Source organism: Occultella aeris (genome assembly GCF_902703175.1).
In the GTDB taxonomy this organism is placed as follows: domain Bacteria; phylum Actinomycetota; class Actinomycetes; order Actinomycetales; family Beutenbergiaceae; genus Occultella; species Occultella aeris.
The window spans coordinates 88,640-105,297 of the sequence record NZ_CACRYJ010000022.1; the positions used below are offsets into that span (position 1 = coordinate 88,640).

Annotated in this window: 14 protein-coding genes; 7 read left to right on the forward strand and 7 right to left on the reverse strand. The window is 72.5% G+C overall.

What is annotated here, in order from left to right; genetic code table 11:
• Positions 1 to 48: 48 nt before the first annotated feature.
• The 3 genes from HALOF300_RS08320 to tmk form a co-directional block, all read right to left on the reverse strand.
• Complete coding sequence (locus HALOF300_RS08320) at positions 49 to 1,560, reverse strand: alpha/beta hydrolase (protein WP_156740489.1); 1,512 nt, start codon at positions 1,558 to 1,560, stop codon at positions 49 to 51.
• 128 nt (positions 1,561 to 1,688) lie between these two features.
• Complete coding sequence (locus tag HALOF300_RS08325) at positions 1,689 to 2,825, reverse strand: DNA polymerase III subunit delta' (protein ID WP_156740490.1); 1,137 nt, start codon at positions 2,823 to 2,825, stop codon at positions 1,689 to 1,691.
• Entirely contained in the window at positions 2,822 to 3,502 is a 681-nt protein-coding gene (tmk, locus tag HALOF300_RS08330; RefSeq protein WP_231955142.1) for a dTMP kinase, read from the reverse strand. The genes HALOF300_RS08325 and tmk overlap by 4 nt, the downstream gene beginning before the upstream one ends.
• A 108-nt stretch (positions 3,503 to 3,610) precedes the next feature.
• Between tmk and HALOF300_RS08335 the strand changes: the two genes are divergently transcribed.
• Positions 3,611 to 4,801 (forward strand): glycosyltransferase, encoded by a 1,191-nt coding sequence (locus tag HALOF300_RS08335; protein ID WP_197522397.1) that lies wholly within the window; start codon positions 3,611 to 3,613, stop codon positions 4,799 to 4,801.
• A 22-nt stretch (positions 4,802 to 4,823) separates the two neighbouring features.
• Here the strand turns inward: HALOF300_RS08335 and HALOF300_RS08340 are convergent, their stop codons facing one another.
• The 3 genes from HALOF300_RS08340 to topA all read right to left on the reverse strand — a co-directional run bounded on the left by HALOF300_RS08340 (position 4,824) and on the right by topA (position 9,794).
• A complete protein-coding gene (locus HALOF300_RS08340; protein WP_156740493.1) occupies positions 4,824 to 5,954 on the reverse strand; it encodes a BadF/BadG/BcrA/BcrD ATPase family protein in 1,131 nt (376 codons plus the stop codon).
• Positions 5,947 to 6,975 carry a Gfo/Idh/MocA family protein gene (locus tag HALOF300_RS08345; protein WP_156740494.1) on the reverse strand — a complete coding sequence of 343 codons (1,029 nt, stop codon included), beginning with the start codon at positions 6,973 to 6,975 and terminating at the stop codon, positions 5,947 to 5,949. Before HALOF300_RS08345 ends, HALOF300_RS08340 begins: the two co-directional genes overlap by 8 nt.
• Positions 6,976 to 7,085: 110 nt before the next feature.
• Positions 7,086 to 9,794 (reverse strand): type I DNA topoisomerase, encoded by a 2,709-nt coding sequence (gene topA / locus HALOF300_RS08350; RefSeq protein WP_156740495.1) that lies wholly within the window; start codon positions 9,792 to 9,794, stop codon positions 7,086 to 7,088.
• A 386-nt stretch (positions 9,795 to 10,180) separates the two neighbouring features.
• On the opposite strand from topA, the gene HALOF300_RS08355 reads away from it, so the two are divergent.
• Genes HALOF300_RS08355 through HALOF300_RS08380 form a run of 6 tightly spaced genes read left to right on the forward strand, consistent with a single transcriptional unit; the run spans position 10,181 to position 15,555 of the window.
• Positions 10,181 to 11,200, forward strand: a complete 1,020-nt coding sequence (locus HALOF300_RS08355) for an AAA family ATPase (RefSeq protein ID WP_156740496.1) — start codon at positions 10,181 to 10,183, stop codon at positions 11,198 to 11,200.
• A 10-nt stretch (positions 11,201 to 11,210) separates the two neighbouring features.
• The gene (locus tag HALOF300_RS08360) at positions 11,211 to 12,098 is read left to right on the forward strand and encodes a DUF58 domain-containing protein (RefSeq protein WP_156740497.1); all 888 of its coding nucleotides are present in this window, start codon (positions 11,211 to 11,213) and stop codon (positions 12,096 to 12,098) included.
• Positions 12,091 to 12,585: a hypothetical protein gene (locus HALOF300_RS08365; protein WP_156740498.1), complete on the forward strand. Its 495-nt coding sequence runs from the start codon at positions 12,091 to 12,093 to the stop codon at positions 12,583 to 12,585. The genes HALOF300_RS08360 and HALOF300_RS08365 overlap by 8 nt, the downstream gene beginning before the upstream one ends.
• Positions 12,582 to 13,559, forward strand: a complete 978-nt coding sequence (locus tag HALOF300_RS08370; RefSeq protein ID WP_156740499.1) for a vWA domain-containing protein — start codon at positions 12,582 to 12,584, stop codon at positions 13,557 to 13,559. The genes HALOF300_RS08365 and HALOF300_RS08370 overlap by 4 nt, the downstream gene beginning before the upstream one ends.
• Entirely contained in the window at positions 13,556 to 14,707 is a 1,152-nt protein-coding gene (locus HALOF300_RS08375; protein WP_156740500.1) for a vWA domain-containing protein, read from the forward strand. Before HALOF300_RS08370 ends, HALOF300_RS08375 begins: the two co-directional genes overlap by 4 nt.
• The gene (locus tag HALOF300_RS08380; protein WP_156740501.1) at positions 14,704 to 15,555 is read left to right on the forward strand and encodes a hypothetical protein; all 852 of its coding nucleotides are present in this window, start codon (positions 14,704 to 14,706) and stop codon (positions 15,553 to 15,555) included. Before HALOF300_RS08375 ends, HALOF300_RS08380 begins: the two co-directional genes overlap by 4 nt.
• On the opposite strand, the gene HALOF300_RS08385 is transcribed toward HALOF300_RS08380, so the two are convergent.
• Positions 15,519 to 16,421, reverse strand: coding sequence for a phosphatase PAP2 family protein (locus HALOF300_RS08385; RefSeq protein WP_156740502.1), 903 nt, complete (start codon positions 16,419 to 16,421; stop codon positions 15,519 to 15,521). The genes HALOF300_RS08380 and HALOF300_RS08385 overlap by 37 nt on opposite strands.
• Positions 16,422 to 16,658: the final 237 nt, after the last annotated feature.

A 16,658-nucleotide genomic window follows, 5' to 3' on the forward strand; every position in this document is an offset into this window, starting at 1 on the left:
CCCGCCGCCGTCGGCGTTCGCCAAAACGGTGGGGGTGTGATCCGGGCCTCAGCAGGACAGTCCGTCCTCCGGGACGGTGCCCTCGACGAGGAACGCATCCACGGCGTCGTCGATGCAGCTGCCCGCCCCGTAAGCGGTGTGGCCGTCGCCGTCGTGGGACAGGAACACGCCCGAGGAGAGCTGGTCAGCCATCGACTCGGCCCACTCGTACGGGGTGGCCGGGTCGCGGGTGGTGCCGATCACGAGGATCGGCGCGGCGCCCTCCGCCGTGAGCGGCTCGCGGACGGCCGTGGACTGCACTGGCATGGTGCCGCAGCCGACCTCGCCGTAGCCGTTGTACGGGCCGAACAGACGGGAGATCTCGGTGAGTTCGTCGACCTCTGCGCGCATCGCGGCCAGGTCGATCTCGACCGGGTAGTCGAGGCAGTCGATCGCCCGGAACGCGCCCTGGTCCTCGGGGTAGTTGCCGTCCTCGTCTCGGTCGAGCGCGTAGTCGGACAGGAACCGGATCTCGGACCCGTCACCTGCCTGCAGCGCGGCGATCGCGCTGGTGAGCGAGGGCCACGAGCCCGGGTTGTAGAGCGCCACGATGATCGAGTTGAGCAGGTCCGCGTCGTTGACGGGCCGGTCCGGGTCGCCGCTCGCGAGCGGGGTGTCCGCGAGCTGATCTAGCAGGGCGATGGTCTGGTCGATCCCGGACTCCACGTCACCGGTCAGCGGGCAGTCGGTGCCGGCCTGGCAGTCCTCGAGGTAGGACCGATAGGCCAGGTCGAATCCGCCGGTCTGGCCGCGGATGATCTCGCCGTAACTGAGCGCGGGGTCGACCGCACCGTCGAGCACGAGACGGCCGACGTTCTCCGGGAACATATCGGCGTAGTGGGCGCCGAGGAACGTTCCGTAGGAGAAGCCAAGATAGGTCAGCTGGCTCTCACCCATGACCGCGCGCAGGATGTCCAGGTCGCGGGTGGCGCTGACGGTGTCGACGTGCCCGATCAGCGGACCGGTGTTTTCCGCGCAGGCCTCGCCGAACGCCGTATTGCCGTCGACATAGGCCTGGAAGCCCTCATCGGTCTCGACGTCGAACTCCGTGCCGTACCACTCCTCGAGCTGCGCCGAGTCGTAGCAGCGCACCGCCGAAGACTGCCCCACCCCGCGCGGGTCGAAGCCGACCACGTCGTAGTTGCGCAGGATGTCGCTGCTGAAGTAGGCGGAGGCGGACTCGGCCATCTCGACCCCGGAGCCCCCGGGGCCGCCCGGGTTGACGAACAGCGAGCCGATCGGCTCCCCGACGGCCTCGAACACCTTCACCGCGATCGTGATCCGTTCGCCGACCGGGTCCTCGTAGTCCAGGGGCATCTCGACGTCCGCGCATCGGTAGTTCGGGTCGCACTCGCTCCACTCGGGCTGCTGGGAGTAGAACTCCTCGAGTCCCTCGGGCGCCGTACCCCCACCCGCGGCCGGCGGCTGAACGAGTGGTGCCGGCGCGGCGCACCCGGCGAGCAGGGCGATGCCGGCGAACACGGCAGCGACGACGGACGATCGGCGGGATGGGATGCGCACGAGGGCAGCCTATATAAGCAAACTGACGTCTCGACGCCGGGCCGGGGGCAGAACTGCCCGACGGCGGAGGTTCCGCGGGCAGGGACATCGCGTTCGCGGTCGGTTCAGAGCGGGGTGTCGCGGTCGGTTCAGTTCTGTGGTCGCAGCGCGACCGTCATCGCCTCGATCGCGAGCAGCGGTGCGGCACCGGCCGCGATCCGGGTGCGCGCCACCCCGACGGACTGCATCCGCTGCAGTGACTGCTCGGGTGCGGACCCGGCTGCCATCTCCCGGACTGCCGACTCGGCGGCGCGGTTCATCAGGACCTGGTCGCTGTCGAGCTGGACCACGAGGACGTCCCGGTAGAACGAGAGCAGGTCCACCATCGCCCGGTCGAGGACATCGATGAGCGCCCGGCGGGCCCTGCGCTTCTGCTCCTCCTCCAGCTGGCGGACCTGGGCCCGCAGCGCGGGTGGGATCGTGCCACCCTCCTCGGCCCCGAGGTTGCGGAGCAGTTCGGTCTTCTCCGCGGCGTCGCGCTCCGCGGTCGCGACCTTGCTCTCCTCGGTGGCCTCGTCCACGAGGGTGCCGGCAGCCAGGATCGCGTCCCCGACGCCGCGGATCGTCGCCGGGATGGCCAGCACCTTCGCCCGGTACTCGCGGGCATTCGGGTTCGCGGCCAGCCGACGGGCCATCCCGATGTGGCTCTGCGCGGCGAGGGCGCACTCCATCGCCAGATCCGGGTCCACGCCGTCCTTCTCGACGAGCAGGTCCGCCACGTCCTGGGCCGGCGGAACCCGCAGGTTCACCAGACGGCACCGGGACCGGATCGTGACCAGCACGTCCTGCGGGCTCGGCGCGCAGAGGATCCAGACCGTCCGTGGCGGCGGCTCCTCGATGGCCTTGAGCAGCACGTTCGAGGTCCGCTCGACCATCCGGTCCGCGTCCTCCACGATGATCACGCGCCATCGGCCCTGCGACGGCGAACGCTGCGCCAGGCCGATGAGGTTCCGCGCCTCGTCGATGCTGATGACCACCTTCTCGGTGGCCAGCACGGTGACGTCCGCATGGGTGCCGGCGAGCGCCGTCTGGGTCTCGTGCGAGGTGCCGTCGACGTCGGCGGGGTCCTGCAACGCGGCCGCGAAGGCACGGGCGGCCACGGACCGGCCGGAGCCGGGCGGGCCGGTGATCAGCCAGGCGTGCGTCATCGCCTCCGGGCGGCGCACGGCCTCGCTGAGCACGGCGACGGCCTCCGGCTGGCCGACCAGGGCATCCCAGACGCTCACTTGTGCACCGACCTCTCGTCGGAGGATCCGGATGGGTCGTCCATGCTCTCCTGCGTGGCGGTCGCGGCGGTGAGCAGGGCGTCCACGCGACTGCGGATCTGCGCCGCGAGGTCGGCCCGGGGGCGCGTCGCGTCCAACACCAGCCAACGGTCCGGCTCGGCAGCGGCCCGGTCGAGGAACGCCTGCCGGGTCCGGGCGTGGAACTCCGACCCTGCGCTCTCGAGCCGGTCCGGGGCGTCCGTCAGCCGCTCGCCCAGCCGCGCCGGGTCCAGGTCGAGCAGCACCGTGAGGTCCGGCAACAACTCCTGGGTGGCCCAGAGGGAGAGCCGTTCGACGTCGTCCGCCGGCAGCGTCCGGCCACCCGCCTGGTACGCCACGGAGGAGTCCAGGTACCGGTCGGTGAGCACGGCGGCCCCACGCGCCAGTGCCGGGCGGATCAGGGACGCGACGTGGTGGGCCCGGTCCGCGGCGAACAGCAGGGCCTCGGTGCGCGGGTCCAGGTCCGACCCGTGCAACAGCAGGTCCCGCAGCGTGCGCCCGAGCTCGGTGCCGCCGGGCTCACGGGTACGCACCACCTCCCGGACACCGCCGGCTGCCAGGGAGTCGGCGAGCAGGCCCAGCTGGGTCGATTTGCCAGCGCCGTCGCCGCCCTCGAAGGAGATGAAGAGTCCGGTCACGTCCTGCAGCCTAACGACGCCCACCGACGGAGCGGACCACGTGCACCTACCGACCACCTGCGCTGCCATTCACCGTGTGTCACGGGCCACCGGATGCGACGATTCGGCATGCGCGTGTTGTGCTCCACGACCGCCGGCGATGGCCACTTCGGTCCCCTCGCGCAGGTGGCTCGCGCCTGCGTCGATGCCGGGCACGACGTACTCGTGGCCGCGCCGGCGTCCTACGCCCGAGCGGTCGCCCGGGCCGGCCTGACGCACGCCCCGTTCGCGGACGTGCCCCCGGAGCTGATCGGCCCCGTGATGGCGACCCTGCCCAGGCTGGGCTTCGATAGGGCCAACGAAACTGTGACGCGGGAGATCTTCGGCCGTCTCGACGCCCAGCATGCCCTGCCCGGCGTGCGCCGCACGGTCGCGGAGTGGCGGCCGGACGTGATCCTGCGCGAGCCGATGGAGCTGGGATCGCTCGCTGCCGCTGAGGCGAGTGGCATCCCGCACATCGAGGTCTCGGTCGGACTCAGCTCGATGACGAGCTGGGCGATCGGCCAGGTCACCCAGCCGTTGGCCGAACTGGACGCACTGGTCGGCCTCCCCGAGGGTCGACTCCTGGCAGCGATGCGGTCCGCGCCCGCCTTCTCCGCGGTTCCTGCGATCCTCGACGACTCAGAAGCCATCCCTGACGAGGCCGGCCTGAACCGCCCGCTCACCCGGTACCGAGCCGACACGACGCGGGGCGCCGGACGCCTGCCTGCGGCATGGGGTGAGCCGACGGATCCCCTGGTCTATGTGACGTTCGGTACCGTCGCGGCCGGTCTGGACCACCTCTCCGGACTCCACGAAGCGGCCCTGGCCGCGTTGGCCGATCAACCCGTCCGGGTGTTGATGACCACGGGTCTCGCCTCGGGGGCGCTCGTCCCGCCGCCCTGGCCCAGGAATGCCCGGGTCGAGACGTACTGGCCGCAGGACGACGTGATGCCGTTCGCGGCGGCCGTGGTGGGACACGGCGGCTTCGGCACGACCATGTCGGCGCTCGCCGCGGGCGTTCCGCAGGTGCTCATGCCGTTGTTCGCGATCGACCAGCGCATGAACGCCGATCGGGTCGCAATGATGGGCGCCGGCATCCGGGTCGCGGATCCCCCCGCGGGCGTCGGCCAGTTGGCGCAGGCAGTGACGCGGGTGTTGGCCGATGACCGGTACGGGGCGCGCGCGCAGGAACTGGCAGCCGCGATCGAGGCGCTGCCCGAGGCCGCCGCACTCGTGCCGGAGATCGAGCGGATCGCCGACGCGTGGACGCGTGAGTAGTCGTCGACCCACCACTCGACCCCTACTGCGCGACGGCCCTAACGCCCGCGGCGAGGTCGGCCGGCCCTCCGACCGGCCAGCCCGCCTCGGCGGCAGCGAGCCGGAGCGCCCCGACGACGGGCACCTCGGCGGTGCGCAGCGGTGCCGCCGGGAACATGGTGGCCAACGCGGCACGGACCCCGTCCCGGACCGGGCCGGCGGTCGTGAGCAGCGAGCCGGCGAGCACGATCTCCGCGGGGCTGGGGTCCGCGACCATCTGCGCGGTGCCTACCAGCGCCGCGACAGCCTCCTCGATGATGGTGCCGGCCACCTCGTCCCCGGCCGCGGCCACGTTCGCCACCAGTGGCGCGACGCCGCCGTACTGGGACGCGGCCATAGAGTGCACGGCGACGATCAGTCCCTGGCGCGCCTCGACGCCGTCGGCAACCCCGGCCCAGTCCAGTACCGCGCCGGTGAGGGCTGTGCTCGGGCCGCGCCCGTCCAGGTGCGCGGCGGCGGCCCGTAGTCCGGCCAGCCCGATCCACACGGCGGACCCACCGTCGCCGAGGATCCAGCCCATGCCGTCACACCGGGCGGTGACCTCGAGCCCGGCCCACGGGTCCCCGCCCGGACGCGCGTCGGGCACCCGCACCCGGGCCGCCACCGCGCCGGTGCCGGAGAGCAGCAGCAGCCCGTCGGGGACCTGCGCCGCAGCCGCGTAGGCGATCGCCAGGTCTCCACGCAGGCGCGGTTCGCCGGGCAGTCCCACGTCCGACCAGGCGCCGCGCGCGGCCTCCAGCGCCTCCGGCACCGGGGCGGCGCCCGTGCCCGCGCCGGCCATGCCGATCAGGCCGGAGACCTCGATGCCGGCCGCCGCTCCCAGGGCCGCGCCAGCGGCACCGTCGCCCGCGCCGGGCTCGTGCACTCCGATCGGGCCAGCCGACCCAGCCGACCCCAGCCCTGCCTCGAGAACCCGGGCATCCGCAAGCGCCGCCCGCAGGGTCTGCGCCAGGTTCGCGCGTACCGATCCCGGCGAGCTGCGGATGTTGCCGCCGGGCCCGGTCGCGTAACTCAGCACCGGCCCGCCGGCGAGCCCGACGGCGACCTTGCTCGAAGTACCGCCGATGTCCGCGCCGACGAGCACCTGCAGGGGCGCCGGACCGCCCTCACTCACCGGGAAGGACCGCCCCGAGCTGGCGGCGGGCCTCGTCCATGGTGGCCATCACCGCGATGGTCCCCTCCGGGTCGTGCCGCGGGGAGAACGTCTCGCCGGCGTGCACCCGGCGGGCCACCTCGGCGGCCTGGTAGGCGAACCCGGCACTCACCTCGGGCGTGAAGCTGCGGGCCTCACCGTGCCGTGGGCGGACCGTGACGGTCGTGGGTGCGTAGAACGTCCCGGCAAGCTCGATCCTCCCCTCGGTGCCGTTGATGGTCGCGGCGTTCGCGGTTGCCGAGCGCATCGTCGCGTGCAGCAGCGCCACCGCCCCGGAGGCCGTCCGCAGCGTGATGGCCTCCGTGTCGTCCACGCCGGTCGAGGTCAGGGTGCCGACGGCGGTGACCTGCTCCGGGGGGCCGAGGATGTCGTGCGCGAATGAGATCGGGTAGACGGTCAGGTCGAGCATCGAACCGCCGGCCAGCGCGGGGTTGCGCATCCGGTGTTCGTCACCGAGGGCGCGCATGTCCTGCCCGTGTTCGGCGCTCACGCTGACCACCTCGCCGATCTCACCGGAGTCGAGCACCCCGTGCACGGCGATCATGTGCGGCAGGAACCGGGTCCACATCGCCTCCATGGCGAACAGGCCGCGGTCGGCGGCGGCCGCGAACAGGGTCCGGGCCTCGCCGGCGCTTCGGGTGATCGACTTCTCCACCAGCACGTGCTTGCCGGCCCCGAGCGCGAGCAGGGCGTGCTCGAGGTGCTCCGAGTGCGGGGAAGCGATGTAGACCGCCTCGACCTGCGCGTCGGCGACGAGCTCGGCATAGCTGCCGTACGCCGTCGGTATCCCGTACTCGCCGGCGAACGCGCGAGCTCGCCCGGCGTCCCGCGAGCCGACCGCGACCACCGACGACGCGGTGTTCGCGGGGATCTCCGCGGCGAACTTCCGGGCGATGCCCCCGGGGGCGAGGATGCCCCAGCGCAGGGCGGGGGCGGCAGCGGGGTCTTGGGCAGTTTCGAAGGCAGGGCCGAGGGTGGTCACGCAGACACCTTAGGGTGCCGCGGCCGCGGCCGGCAGCGAGGCCGTCGGGCTGAACACGACTGCCCGACGGCGAGGGCCCGGTCGGTTCCGGGACCTCGCCGGTGGCGGGGCTACTTCTTCGCCGTCGCCTTCTTCGCGGCCGGCTTCTTCGCGGCCGGCTTGCGGGCGGCGGTGGCCCGGGCCGGCTTCTTGGCCGGACCCTTCGCACGCTTCTCGGCGATCAGCTCGTAGGCACGCTCGGCGGTCAGGTTCTCGACCGGGTCGTCCTTGCGCAGCGTCGCGTTCGTGGTGCCGTCGGTGACGTACGCGCCGAACCGGCCGTCCTTGACCACCACCGGCTTGCCCGAGACCGGGTCCTCGCCGAACTCCTTGAGCGGCGGGGCCGAGGTGGCCCCGCGACCGCGCTTGGGCTGGGCGTAGATCTCCAGCGCCTGCTCGAGGGTGACGTCGAAGATCTGGTCCTCCGACGCCAGCGAACGGGAGTCGGTCCCCTTCTTCAGGTACGGCCCGTACCGGCCGTTCTGGGCGGTGATCTCGTCCCCGGACTCCGGGTCCTCACCGACCACCCGCGGCAGGGACAGCAGCTTCAGCGCGGAGTCCAGGTCCACCGTGTTCAGGTCCATGTCCTTGAACAGCGAGGACGTGCGCGGCTTCGGCTTGACGGCCTTCTTCGCGCCCTTCTTCGGCGCCTCGGCCTCGTCCGGCTCGGGCAGGATCTCGGTCACGTACGGTCCGTACCGGCCGGACCGGGCCACGATCTGGTGCCCGGTCTCGGGGTCGGCACCGAGTTCGCGGTCGCCGTCGCCACCGGCCTCGAAGAGTTCCTTCGCCTTCTCGAGCGTGAGCTCGTCCGGGGCGATGTCCTCCGGGACGCTCGCGCGCCGGGCCTCGCCACCCTCCTCCAGCGGGGGTGCTTCGATGTAGGGACCGTACCGGCCGACCCGCAACACGATGTCCTCGCCGACGCTGATCGAGTTGATCTCCCGGGCGTCGATCTCGCCGAGGTCCTCGACCTGGTGCTTCAGCCCTTCGACGCCGTCGCGCCCGAAGTAGAACCCGGCCAGCCAGTCCACCCGGTCCGCCTCGCCCGCGGCGATCCGGTCCAGGTCGGACTCCATCGCGGCGGTGAAGTCATAGTCGACCAGCCGCGGGAAGTGTTCCTCGAGCAGACGCACCACGGAGAACGCGAGCCAGCTCGGCACCAGGGCCTGACCCCGTCGCAGCACGTAGCCACGGTCGGTGATTACGCCGATGGTGGCCGCGTAGGTCGACGGGCGGCCGATCCCCCGCTCCTCCAGGGCCTTGACCAGGCTCGCCTCGGTGTACCGGGGCGGCGGGGACGTCTCGTGACCGTCGGCCACCAGCTCCTCGGTGGTCACATCGTCGCCGACCTGCAGGTCCGGCAGCCGCGCGTCCTTGGCCTCGCGCTCCTCGTAGCGCTCGACGTCGCGACCCTCCTCGTAAGCGGCGAGGAAGCCGCGGAAGGTGATGACCGTGCCGGACGCCGCGAACTCGGCGTCGCGACCATCGGTTGCGGTCGTGCCCAGCCGGATGGACGCCGTCGATCCCTTGGCATCCGCCATCTGCGAGGCGACGGTGCGCTTCCAGATCAGCTCGTACAGGCGGAACTGGTCGCCGGCGAGTTCGCGGGCCACCTGGGCGGGGGTCCGGAACGAGTCACCGGCGGGGCGGATCGCCTCGTGGGCCTCCTGCGCGCCCTTCGACGTCGTGGCGTACATGCGGGGCTTGGCCGGGATGTAGTCGGCGCCGTACAACTCGGTGGCCTGCTTGCGTGCGGCCGCGATGGCCTGACCGGACAGCGCCGAGGAGTCGGTACGCATGTAGGTGATGTACCCGTTCTCGTACAGGGTCTGCGCGGTGCGCATCGCCTGCCGGGAGTTCATCCGGAGCTTGCGGGAGGCCTCCTGCTGCAGCGTGGAGGTCGTGAACGGGGCCGCGGGCCGGCGGGTGTACGGCTTCTCCTCGACGGAACGCACCTGGACCTGGCAGCCCTCGAGTGCGGTGACCAGGCCGCGCGCGTCGGCCTCGGTGAGCTGGACGGCGGCGCGGGTACGAAGCACCCCGTCGTCACCGAAGTCCTTGCCGGTGGCCACGCGGGCGCCGTCGACGGCCACCAGCCGGGCCCCGAACGAGGTGCCGGCGGTCTGCCCGCGGCCGCCCGCGAACGTGCCCTTGATGTCCCAGTACTCCGCGCTGCGGAACGCCATCCGCTCGCGCTCGCGCTCCACCACCAGGCGGGTGGCGACGGACTGCACCCGGCCCGCGCTCAGGCCCTGGCGGACCTTGCGCCACAGCACCGGGGAGACCTCGTAGCCGTACAACCGGTCCAGGAGGCGGCGGGTCTCCTGGGCGTCGACGAGGCGGGTGTCCAGGTCCCGGGTGTTCTCCAGCGCCCGCTGGATGGCCTCCCGGGTGATCTCGTGGAACACCATCCGCTTGACCGGCACCTTGGGCTCGAGCACCTCGAGCAGGTGCCACGCGATGGCCTCGCCCTCGCGGTCCTCATCGGTGGCGAGGTAGAGCTCGTCGGCGTTCTTGAGGAGCTTCTTGAGCTCGGCGACCTTCTTCTTCTTGTCCGCGTCCACGACGTAGTAGGGGTCGAACCCGTTGTCCACGTCGATCGCGAACTTCTTGTAGGGCCCCTTCTTCATCTCGGCGGGCAGCTCGGAGGGCTGCGCCAGGTCCCGGATGTGCCCCACGCTCGCCTCGACGTCGAAGTCGGAGCCCAGGTAGCCGGCGATGGTGCGAGCCTTCGCCGGGGACTCGACGATGACCAGCCTGCGATGGGGTGTGGTCACGCGGACCTTCCTTCTCAGTTCGCGCCGACCGGACACGGCGGCGCGTTTAGGGGGACACTGCGGCTCGACGGTACATCGTCTTTCGGCGGATCGTCGCGGATCCTGTCCCGGCACCGGCCCTGTCGGGCCTGCTGGGGGCCGTTGCGCCGGCCGGATCGTCACATCACGCACCCGAGCCTCCGGCGCTGCTCACCCTGGGGCGAGCGTGGTACCGCCGCTGGGACGAGGGTACCTCTCCCCAGGCCCCTGGCCGGTTCCGGCCCTCGACCGCGGCTAGGGTCGGTGCCACGGGATCGGACTCCGGGTCGCCCACGCGACCGTGTCCCGACCGGGTCGCCTCGACCGGCGTCCCACCCTCCACCGCCTCTCGCACCCACCGGAGCACCATGTCCCAGCAAGCCCCTGCGCCCGCAGCCGCCCGCCGACTCGAGCCGTCCGACGTCGCCCGCGCCCAGGCAATCGTCGAGCGCATCGGCACCTCGTTCCGGAGCCGGGTGGTCGGGCAGGGCAACCTCCAGCTGAGCCTCGTGGTGGCACTGATGACCGGTGGGCACGTGCTCCTGGAGTCGGTGCCCGGCCTGGCCAAGACGACCGCGGCGGCGACGCTCGCCGACGCGGTCCACGGCTCGTTCACCCGGATCCAGTGCACCCCGGACCTGCTCCCGGCCGACATCGTCGGCACCCAGGTGTACGAGCCGGCCACCGGCGCGTTCAGCACCCAGCTCGGCCCGGTGCACGCGAACTTCGTGCTGCTCGACGAGATCAACCGGTCCTCGGCGAAGACGCAGTCCGCGATGCTCGAGGCGATGCAGGAGCGGCAGACGTCGATCGGCGGCGTCATCCACGAGCTCCCGAAGCCGTTCGTGGTGCTCGCCACCCAGAACCCGATCGAGCAGGAAGGCACCTACGAGCTGCCCGAGGCCCAGCTCGACCGGTTCCTGCTCAAGGAGATCCTCACCTACCCCAGCCACGCCGAGGAGATCGAGATCCTCGACCGGATCGAGCGCGAGGTGTTCGACCAGGAGCTGCCGGCCGGCTCCCAGGTGAGCCTGGACGAGGTGCGTTACCTGCAGGGCGTGGTCAAGGGCGTCTACCTCGACCCGGCGATCAAGTCCTACATCGTGGCCCTCGTGCAGGCCACGCGGCCGCCGTCGCGGGCCCTCGGTGAGCGCCTCGGCCGGTACCTCACCTGCGGCGCGAGCCCTCGGGCGTCGATCACGTTCCAGCAGGTGGCCCGGGCCCTCGCGGTCGTGGCCGGGCGGACCTACGTGATCCCCGAGGACGTGCAGCGGCTGCGGCACCAGGTGCTCCGGCACCGGATCATCCTGAACTTCGAGGCAGTCTCGGACCGGGTCAGCACCGAGCAGGTGGTGGACGCGGTCTTCGCGGCCACTCCCACGCCGTAGCGGAGCCTCGATGTCCTCCCTGTTGGTCGAGGTCCGGACCAAGATGTCGATCCACGCCCACGAGAAGGTGCGTGGGCTGCTGGCCGGCGAGTACGCGTCCGTGCACAAGGGCCGCTCCATGGACTTCGACGACCTGCGCGAGTACCAGCGCGGCGACGACGTCAAGGACATCGACTGGAAGGCCACCGCCCGCAGTGCGCACGTGCTGCTGAAGCGGTACGTGGCGGTCAAGAAGCACAACGTGCTGCTCGTCGTGGACACCGGCCGGACCATGTCCGCCACCGCCGCCGGCGGCGGCAGCAAGCGCGACGTGGCCGTGCTCAGCACCGGTGTGATGGGCCACGTCGCCACCCAGCACGGCGACCTGGTCGGCCTGGCCTGCGGGGACGCCGACGGCGTCACCTACCTCCCACTGCGCGGCACCTCCGGGCACCTGGAGACCCTGCTCCAGCGCATCCACGGGCGGATCCGCCCCGACGGCGCCGCCCAGGACCTGCTCGCTCTGCTGGACTCCGTCCGGCGGACCATCACCCGGCGGATGATCGTCCTGATCGTCACCGACGAGGTGGACCTCGGCCCGGCCCACGAGGAGGTGCTGCGCCGGCTCCGGGTGCAGCACGAGGTGCTCTGGCTGACCATCTCCGACGCGGAGCTCACCGACGACCGGTTCGCCGGGCGGGACCTGCTCGACGTCGACGCACTCCAGAGGCTGCCGGCCGCGCTGCGCGACGACCCGCAACTGCGCCGCGAGCACGCCGCCGCCCTCGCCGCCGCCCGCGGCGGCCGGGACGCGCTGCTGCGCCGGGTCGGGATCGCAGCGGAGCGGATCGGCTCCGACGCCGAAGTCATCCCCGCCGTGTTCCGGCTCCTCGAGAAGCAGCGGGCCGCCCGTGGCTGACGACCTCTACGGCCCGTGGCAGTACGGCGCCCTCTGGCCGGTGCTCGGCGCACTGCTCGGGGCGGCCGTGCTCGGCTGGTTCGCCTACCTGTTCTGGAGCACCCGGGCGGTGCCGGCGACGGCGCAGCCGGCGCCCACGCACGGCCGCAGTCTCGCGGAACTGAAGCAGGCGCACCTGGCGCAGCTGCACGCCGTCGGGGCCGAACACGCCGCCGGCCGCCTGCCCGAACGGGACGCCTACCAGCGCCTCAGCACCATCGTGCGCGCGTTCGCGTTCGCCGCCTCCGGGGTGCCCGCACACACGATGTCCCTGGCGGACCTGAAGCGGCACCATCCCGGGGCGCTTCCGGCCGCGATCGAGCGGCTGTACCCGGTCGAGTTCTCCGCTCCCGGGGCCGGCGCGGACGCGACCGACGGCCGCGGCAGCGCGGCCGACGTGCCGGGCGCGGTCGCCCTTGCCACCGGCGTGGTGGGAGGGTGGCGATGACCGTCTCGATCCTGTGGGGCTGGCTGATCCCGGTGCTCCTGGTCGCGATCGCGGCCGGCGCGTGGTGGTGGTGGCGCCGCACGGCGGCCCGCACCTCCACCGACGCCGTCCGGGTGGCGCACTCGGAGCGGCTCACCTCGTTGCCGCGCTACCGCGCGCTCGCTGCCCGACGGCGGCAGCTGCTGACCGCGATGACGGTCGCCGTCGCGGGGCTCGCCGTGGCGGGCACGGTGCTGCTGGCCCGCCCGATCGGGGCGTCTGCGACCGAGCCGGAACTGCACACCCGCGACATCATGCTCTGCCTCGACGTGTCCGGGTCGATGGACTCCTTCAACCAGGAGCTGCTGGCCACGTTCGCCGAGCTGGTGCCGCAGTTCGAGGGCGAGCGGATCGGCATGACGATCTGGGACAGCTCCGCCGTGACCGTGTTCCCGCTCACGACGGACTACGCCTACGTCACCGAGCAGCTGACGATGCTCTCGCAAGGGTTCGCGGAGAACGACTACAGCCAGCTCCAAGGCACCTACTACGGCGAGGGCGGCTCCTCGCTGATCGGGGACGGCCTGGTCTCCTGCGCGCTCCGGTTCGACGCGGTCGACACCCACCGGTCCCGCTCGATCATCATGGCCACGGACAACTATGTGTCCGGCAACCCGCTCGTGACCCTGCCGGAGGCGGCCCGGCTCGTGGCCGACCGCGACATCCGGTTGTACGCGCTGAACGTGACGTCCTGGGGCGAGAGCGACGAGAGCGTGGAACTGGCCGAGACCGCGGAGCTGACCGGCGGGTCGAGCTATCTGATCGAGGAGCCGGAGGAGATCGCGGCGCTCGTGGACACGATCGCCGACACCGAGGCAGCCGCGTTCACCGGCGCACCCCAGGTGCTGGAGTACGCGGCTCCCGGGGTGTTCCTGGCGCTCGGCGGAGCCGGCCTGGTCGCGTTGATGGGTCTCGCCTGGAAGGCCGGGCTATGACGTTCCTGCCGTTGGCCCCTTGGTGGCTGATCGCCGTGTTCGCCGCGGCGACCGCCGGCTTCGCCGTCTGGGCCGGCCGGCAGGATCCGCGCCGACGCCGGGCCTGGCTGCGCCGGGCCGGGATCGCCGCGCTGCTCGCCGTGATGGCGCTGCGGCCCGGCATCCCCGACCCGGACGCGCGGGCCGCCAACACCAACGTCGACGTGTTCTTCGTGGTTGACACCACGAGCTCGATCGTCGCCGAGGATCACGACGGCGGCCGGCCCCGGCTGGAGGGGGTCGCCGAGGATGTGGTCGCGATCGCCGACGCCCTGCCGGGCGCCCGGTTCACGCTGCTCACGTTCGACCAGATCGGTCGGGTCGAGCTGCCGCTGACCGATGACACGACGGCGCTGCGCACGGCCGTCGAGGTGGTCCGGCCGGAGATCGCGTTCTACTCGGCGGGCAGTTCCCCGCTGACGGCGGTCGAGGTGATGGCCGAGCGGCTCACCGCCGCGCAGGAGCAGGAGCCGGACCGGAACCGCGTGGTGTTCCTGATGACCGACGGTGAGACCACCACGGACTCCCCGCCGGACGCCTCGTTCGCCTCGCTCGCGGACCTGGTCGACGACGGCGCGGTGCTCGGGTACGGCACGGCGGAGGGCGGGCGGATGCTGGAGAATACCGGCTACGAGAGCGACGAGCGGTACATCCAGGACAACAGTGAGTCCCCGAGCACGGACGCGATCTCCCGGATCGACGAGGCCGCACTCACGGCGATCGCCGGCGAGCTGGGCGTGGACTATGCGCACCGGACCGCGCCGGGCGGCCTGGCGGACCTCGTCGACGTCGAGACCGGTGGCCTCGAGGTGACCGATGAGGAGCTGGCCGGGCGCGCCGACCTGGGCTGGCTGCTCGCGCTGCCGCTGCTCGCGCTGGTGCTCTGGGAGGGCGCGCTGCTCGTCCCCGAACTGCTCGCGATCGGCCCGGCCCGGCGGCGCGGCGCCGGACGGGACCGGAGCGCGACGAGCGGCGATCAGAGCCGCAGCGCGACCGGAGCCGGACTGGACCGCGCCACCGCCGGGGACCGCACCACGACGAACGGCGAGCCGGAGAACGCGGTGACCCGCGGCGACCGGGACCGCACCACGAACGGAGCTCTCCGATGACGATCCCGACCGCTGCTCCGCCGTCGACCCCTCCGAACCACGAGGGCACGCAGCCCGGCGCCGGAACCCGACCACGCTCCGACTCCGCGCACCCCGGCAGTACCGACACCGCCGCCGTCAACGACCAACGCAGGCTCCGCCGTCGCCGGCTCCTGCGCTGGTCCGTCGGACCGGCGGCCGTGGCACTGTTGATCGCCGGCAAGCTGCTCGGCACCCCGATCCTGAACGCCACCGCGGTGTCGGCGTACGAGGCGGGCGTCGCGGACCCGATGGAGTACGAGCGCAGCCAGCGGCTGTTCACCCTCGCCGGCTTCGCGAACCTGTTCGAGCGCGAGGTGTCGCCGTTCAACCAGGGCGACGTGCTGTTCCGGCTCGGGGACCTGCCCGGCGCCCAGGCCCAGTTCGAGCGGGCCCTCGGCCTGGCCGGCCCCGACCGCGCCTGTCAGGTGCGGGTGAATCTCGTGCTCAGCATCGAGGCACAGGGCGACGCGCTCGGCGACGTCCCCGGCGCGCAGGCCCACTACGACGCTGCCCTGGCCGTGATCGACGAGGCCGAGTACTGCTTCTCCGAGCAGGCCGGCAGCGAGGCGTCCGAGGCGGGCGATCGGCTGATGGAGGCACAGGAGCGCATCGAGGAGAACTCGGACCCGGAACCGGGCGAGGGCGACGACGGGGACGAGGGCGAGGACGGCGAGACCGAGGGCGAACCCGAGTCGGCGCCCGACCAGAGCACCCTGGAGCAGCTGGAGGAGCAGCAGGCCGGGGCCGCGCAGGAGCGCGCCGAGGGCGAGCAGAACCAGGAGTCGCGGGACTACGAGCCGGCGGAGTACGACGACGCCCGGTGGTGAGGGCGCATCGCGAGCATCGCGAGGGTCGCCACCGCTGACGCCGCGATCACTGAGGAGCAGGCGCCGACGTAGGCGATCACTTCGCCGGAACGCTCGTAGACCGGCACGTTGAGGGCCGTGAACACACCGATCACGACGCCGAGCAGTCCCGTCGCGACGGCCACGACGCTGAGCAGCGTGACCGCGTTCGCCCCTGGCGCACCGCGGTAGCCGCGGGGCAGCGAGCGGCGCCGCACGGAGCGGGCCGCCTCGATGATGAAGTACCAGAACGCGGCGACGGCGAACGCGGCGACCACGTCGGACGCGCGGTGCCATTCGATGGCCATCGTGGCCAGGCCGGTCGCGACCGCATAGACGGCACCGCCGATGGCGACGGGTCCGCGCCACCGCTGCGGGGCGATCAGCAGCGCCGTCGCGGCCACCGATGCGGCCACCGTGGTGTGCCCGGAGGGGAGCGAGTTGGCCAGGGCCAGCGTGGCGTCGAGGTCCGGCCGGGGCAGGATCGCCTTGACGACCTGGGTGGTCACGTTCGCGCCGACCAGCAGGAGCACCGCGGCGCCGGCGATCGACCAGCGGCGCTGCGCCACCGCGATCACCACGGCGGCGACCACCGCCCCAGCGACGAACGGCACGGACACCAGGTCGAGGACGGGCAGGATCGCCTGGGTGAGGGTGAGCGGGCCGGCGTCCGCACCGGAGAGGGCGGCGTCGTCGATCAGCTGCCCGAGCCGGGTCGTGACGAAGAACCACGCCGTGGCCACCAGGACCGCCGCCGAGGCGAGGGCCGCGAGCAGCGGGGCGGTCAGCCCGCGCCTCCCGCGAGCGTCGAGAGGCGCCGGGGTCGGAGCCATGGTCACAGCAGTCATCCTCCACGGTAACCATGGCCTGCGGCCAGATACCGCGCCGACGTGCGCAGGGGTGGTGAGACTCGTGTGCAGATCTGTTGGTCCGCCGTCGGCCGGGGCGCCGCGGGGGTGCGCGGCGGGCGCGGCCGGCGGGGCCCCCTGCCACACTCGGGGGGCCCTGCTGCGGGTCGGGGTGTGCGCCTCGGTCTCCGGGGTGCGCGAGCGCACCGACGGCCGCCTCGGCATCCACGCCCACAA

Excerpts from the sequence above, each read along its gene's own strand:
- HALOF300_RS08355 (WP_156740496.1), top strand. The coding sequence starts at position 10,181 with ATGTCCCAGCAAGCCCCTGCGCCCGCAGCCGCCCGCCGACTCGAGCCG.
- HALOF300_RS08375 (WP_156740500.1), top strand. The coding sequence starts at position 13,556 with ATGACGTTCCTGCCGTTGGCCCCTTGGTGGCTGATCGCCGTGTTCGCC.
- HALOF300_RS08360 (WP_156740497.1), top strand. The coding sequence starts at position 11,211 with ATGTCCTCCCTGTTGGTCGAGGTCCGGACCAAGATGTCGATCCACGCC.
- HALOF300_RS08335 (WP_197522397.1), top strand. The coding sequence starts at position 3,611 with ATGCGCGTGTTGTGCTCCACGACCGCCGGCGATGGCCACTTCGGTCCC.
- HALOF300_RS08385 (WP_156740502.1), bottom strand. The coding sequence starts at position 16,421 with ATGACTGCTGTGACCATGGCTCCGACCCCGGCGCCTCTCGACGCTCGC.
- HALOF300_RS08380 (WP_156740501.1), top strand. The coding sequence starts at position 14,704 with ATGACGATCCCGACCGCTGCTCCGCCGTCGACCCCTCCGAACCACGAG.
- HALOF300_RS08370 (WP_156740499.1), top strand. The coding sequence starts at position 12,582 with ATGACCGTCTCGATCCTGTGGGGCTGGCTGATCCCGGTGCTCCTGGTC.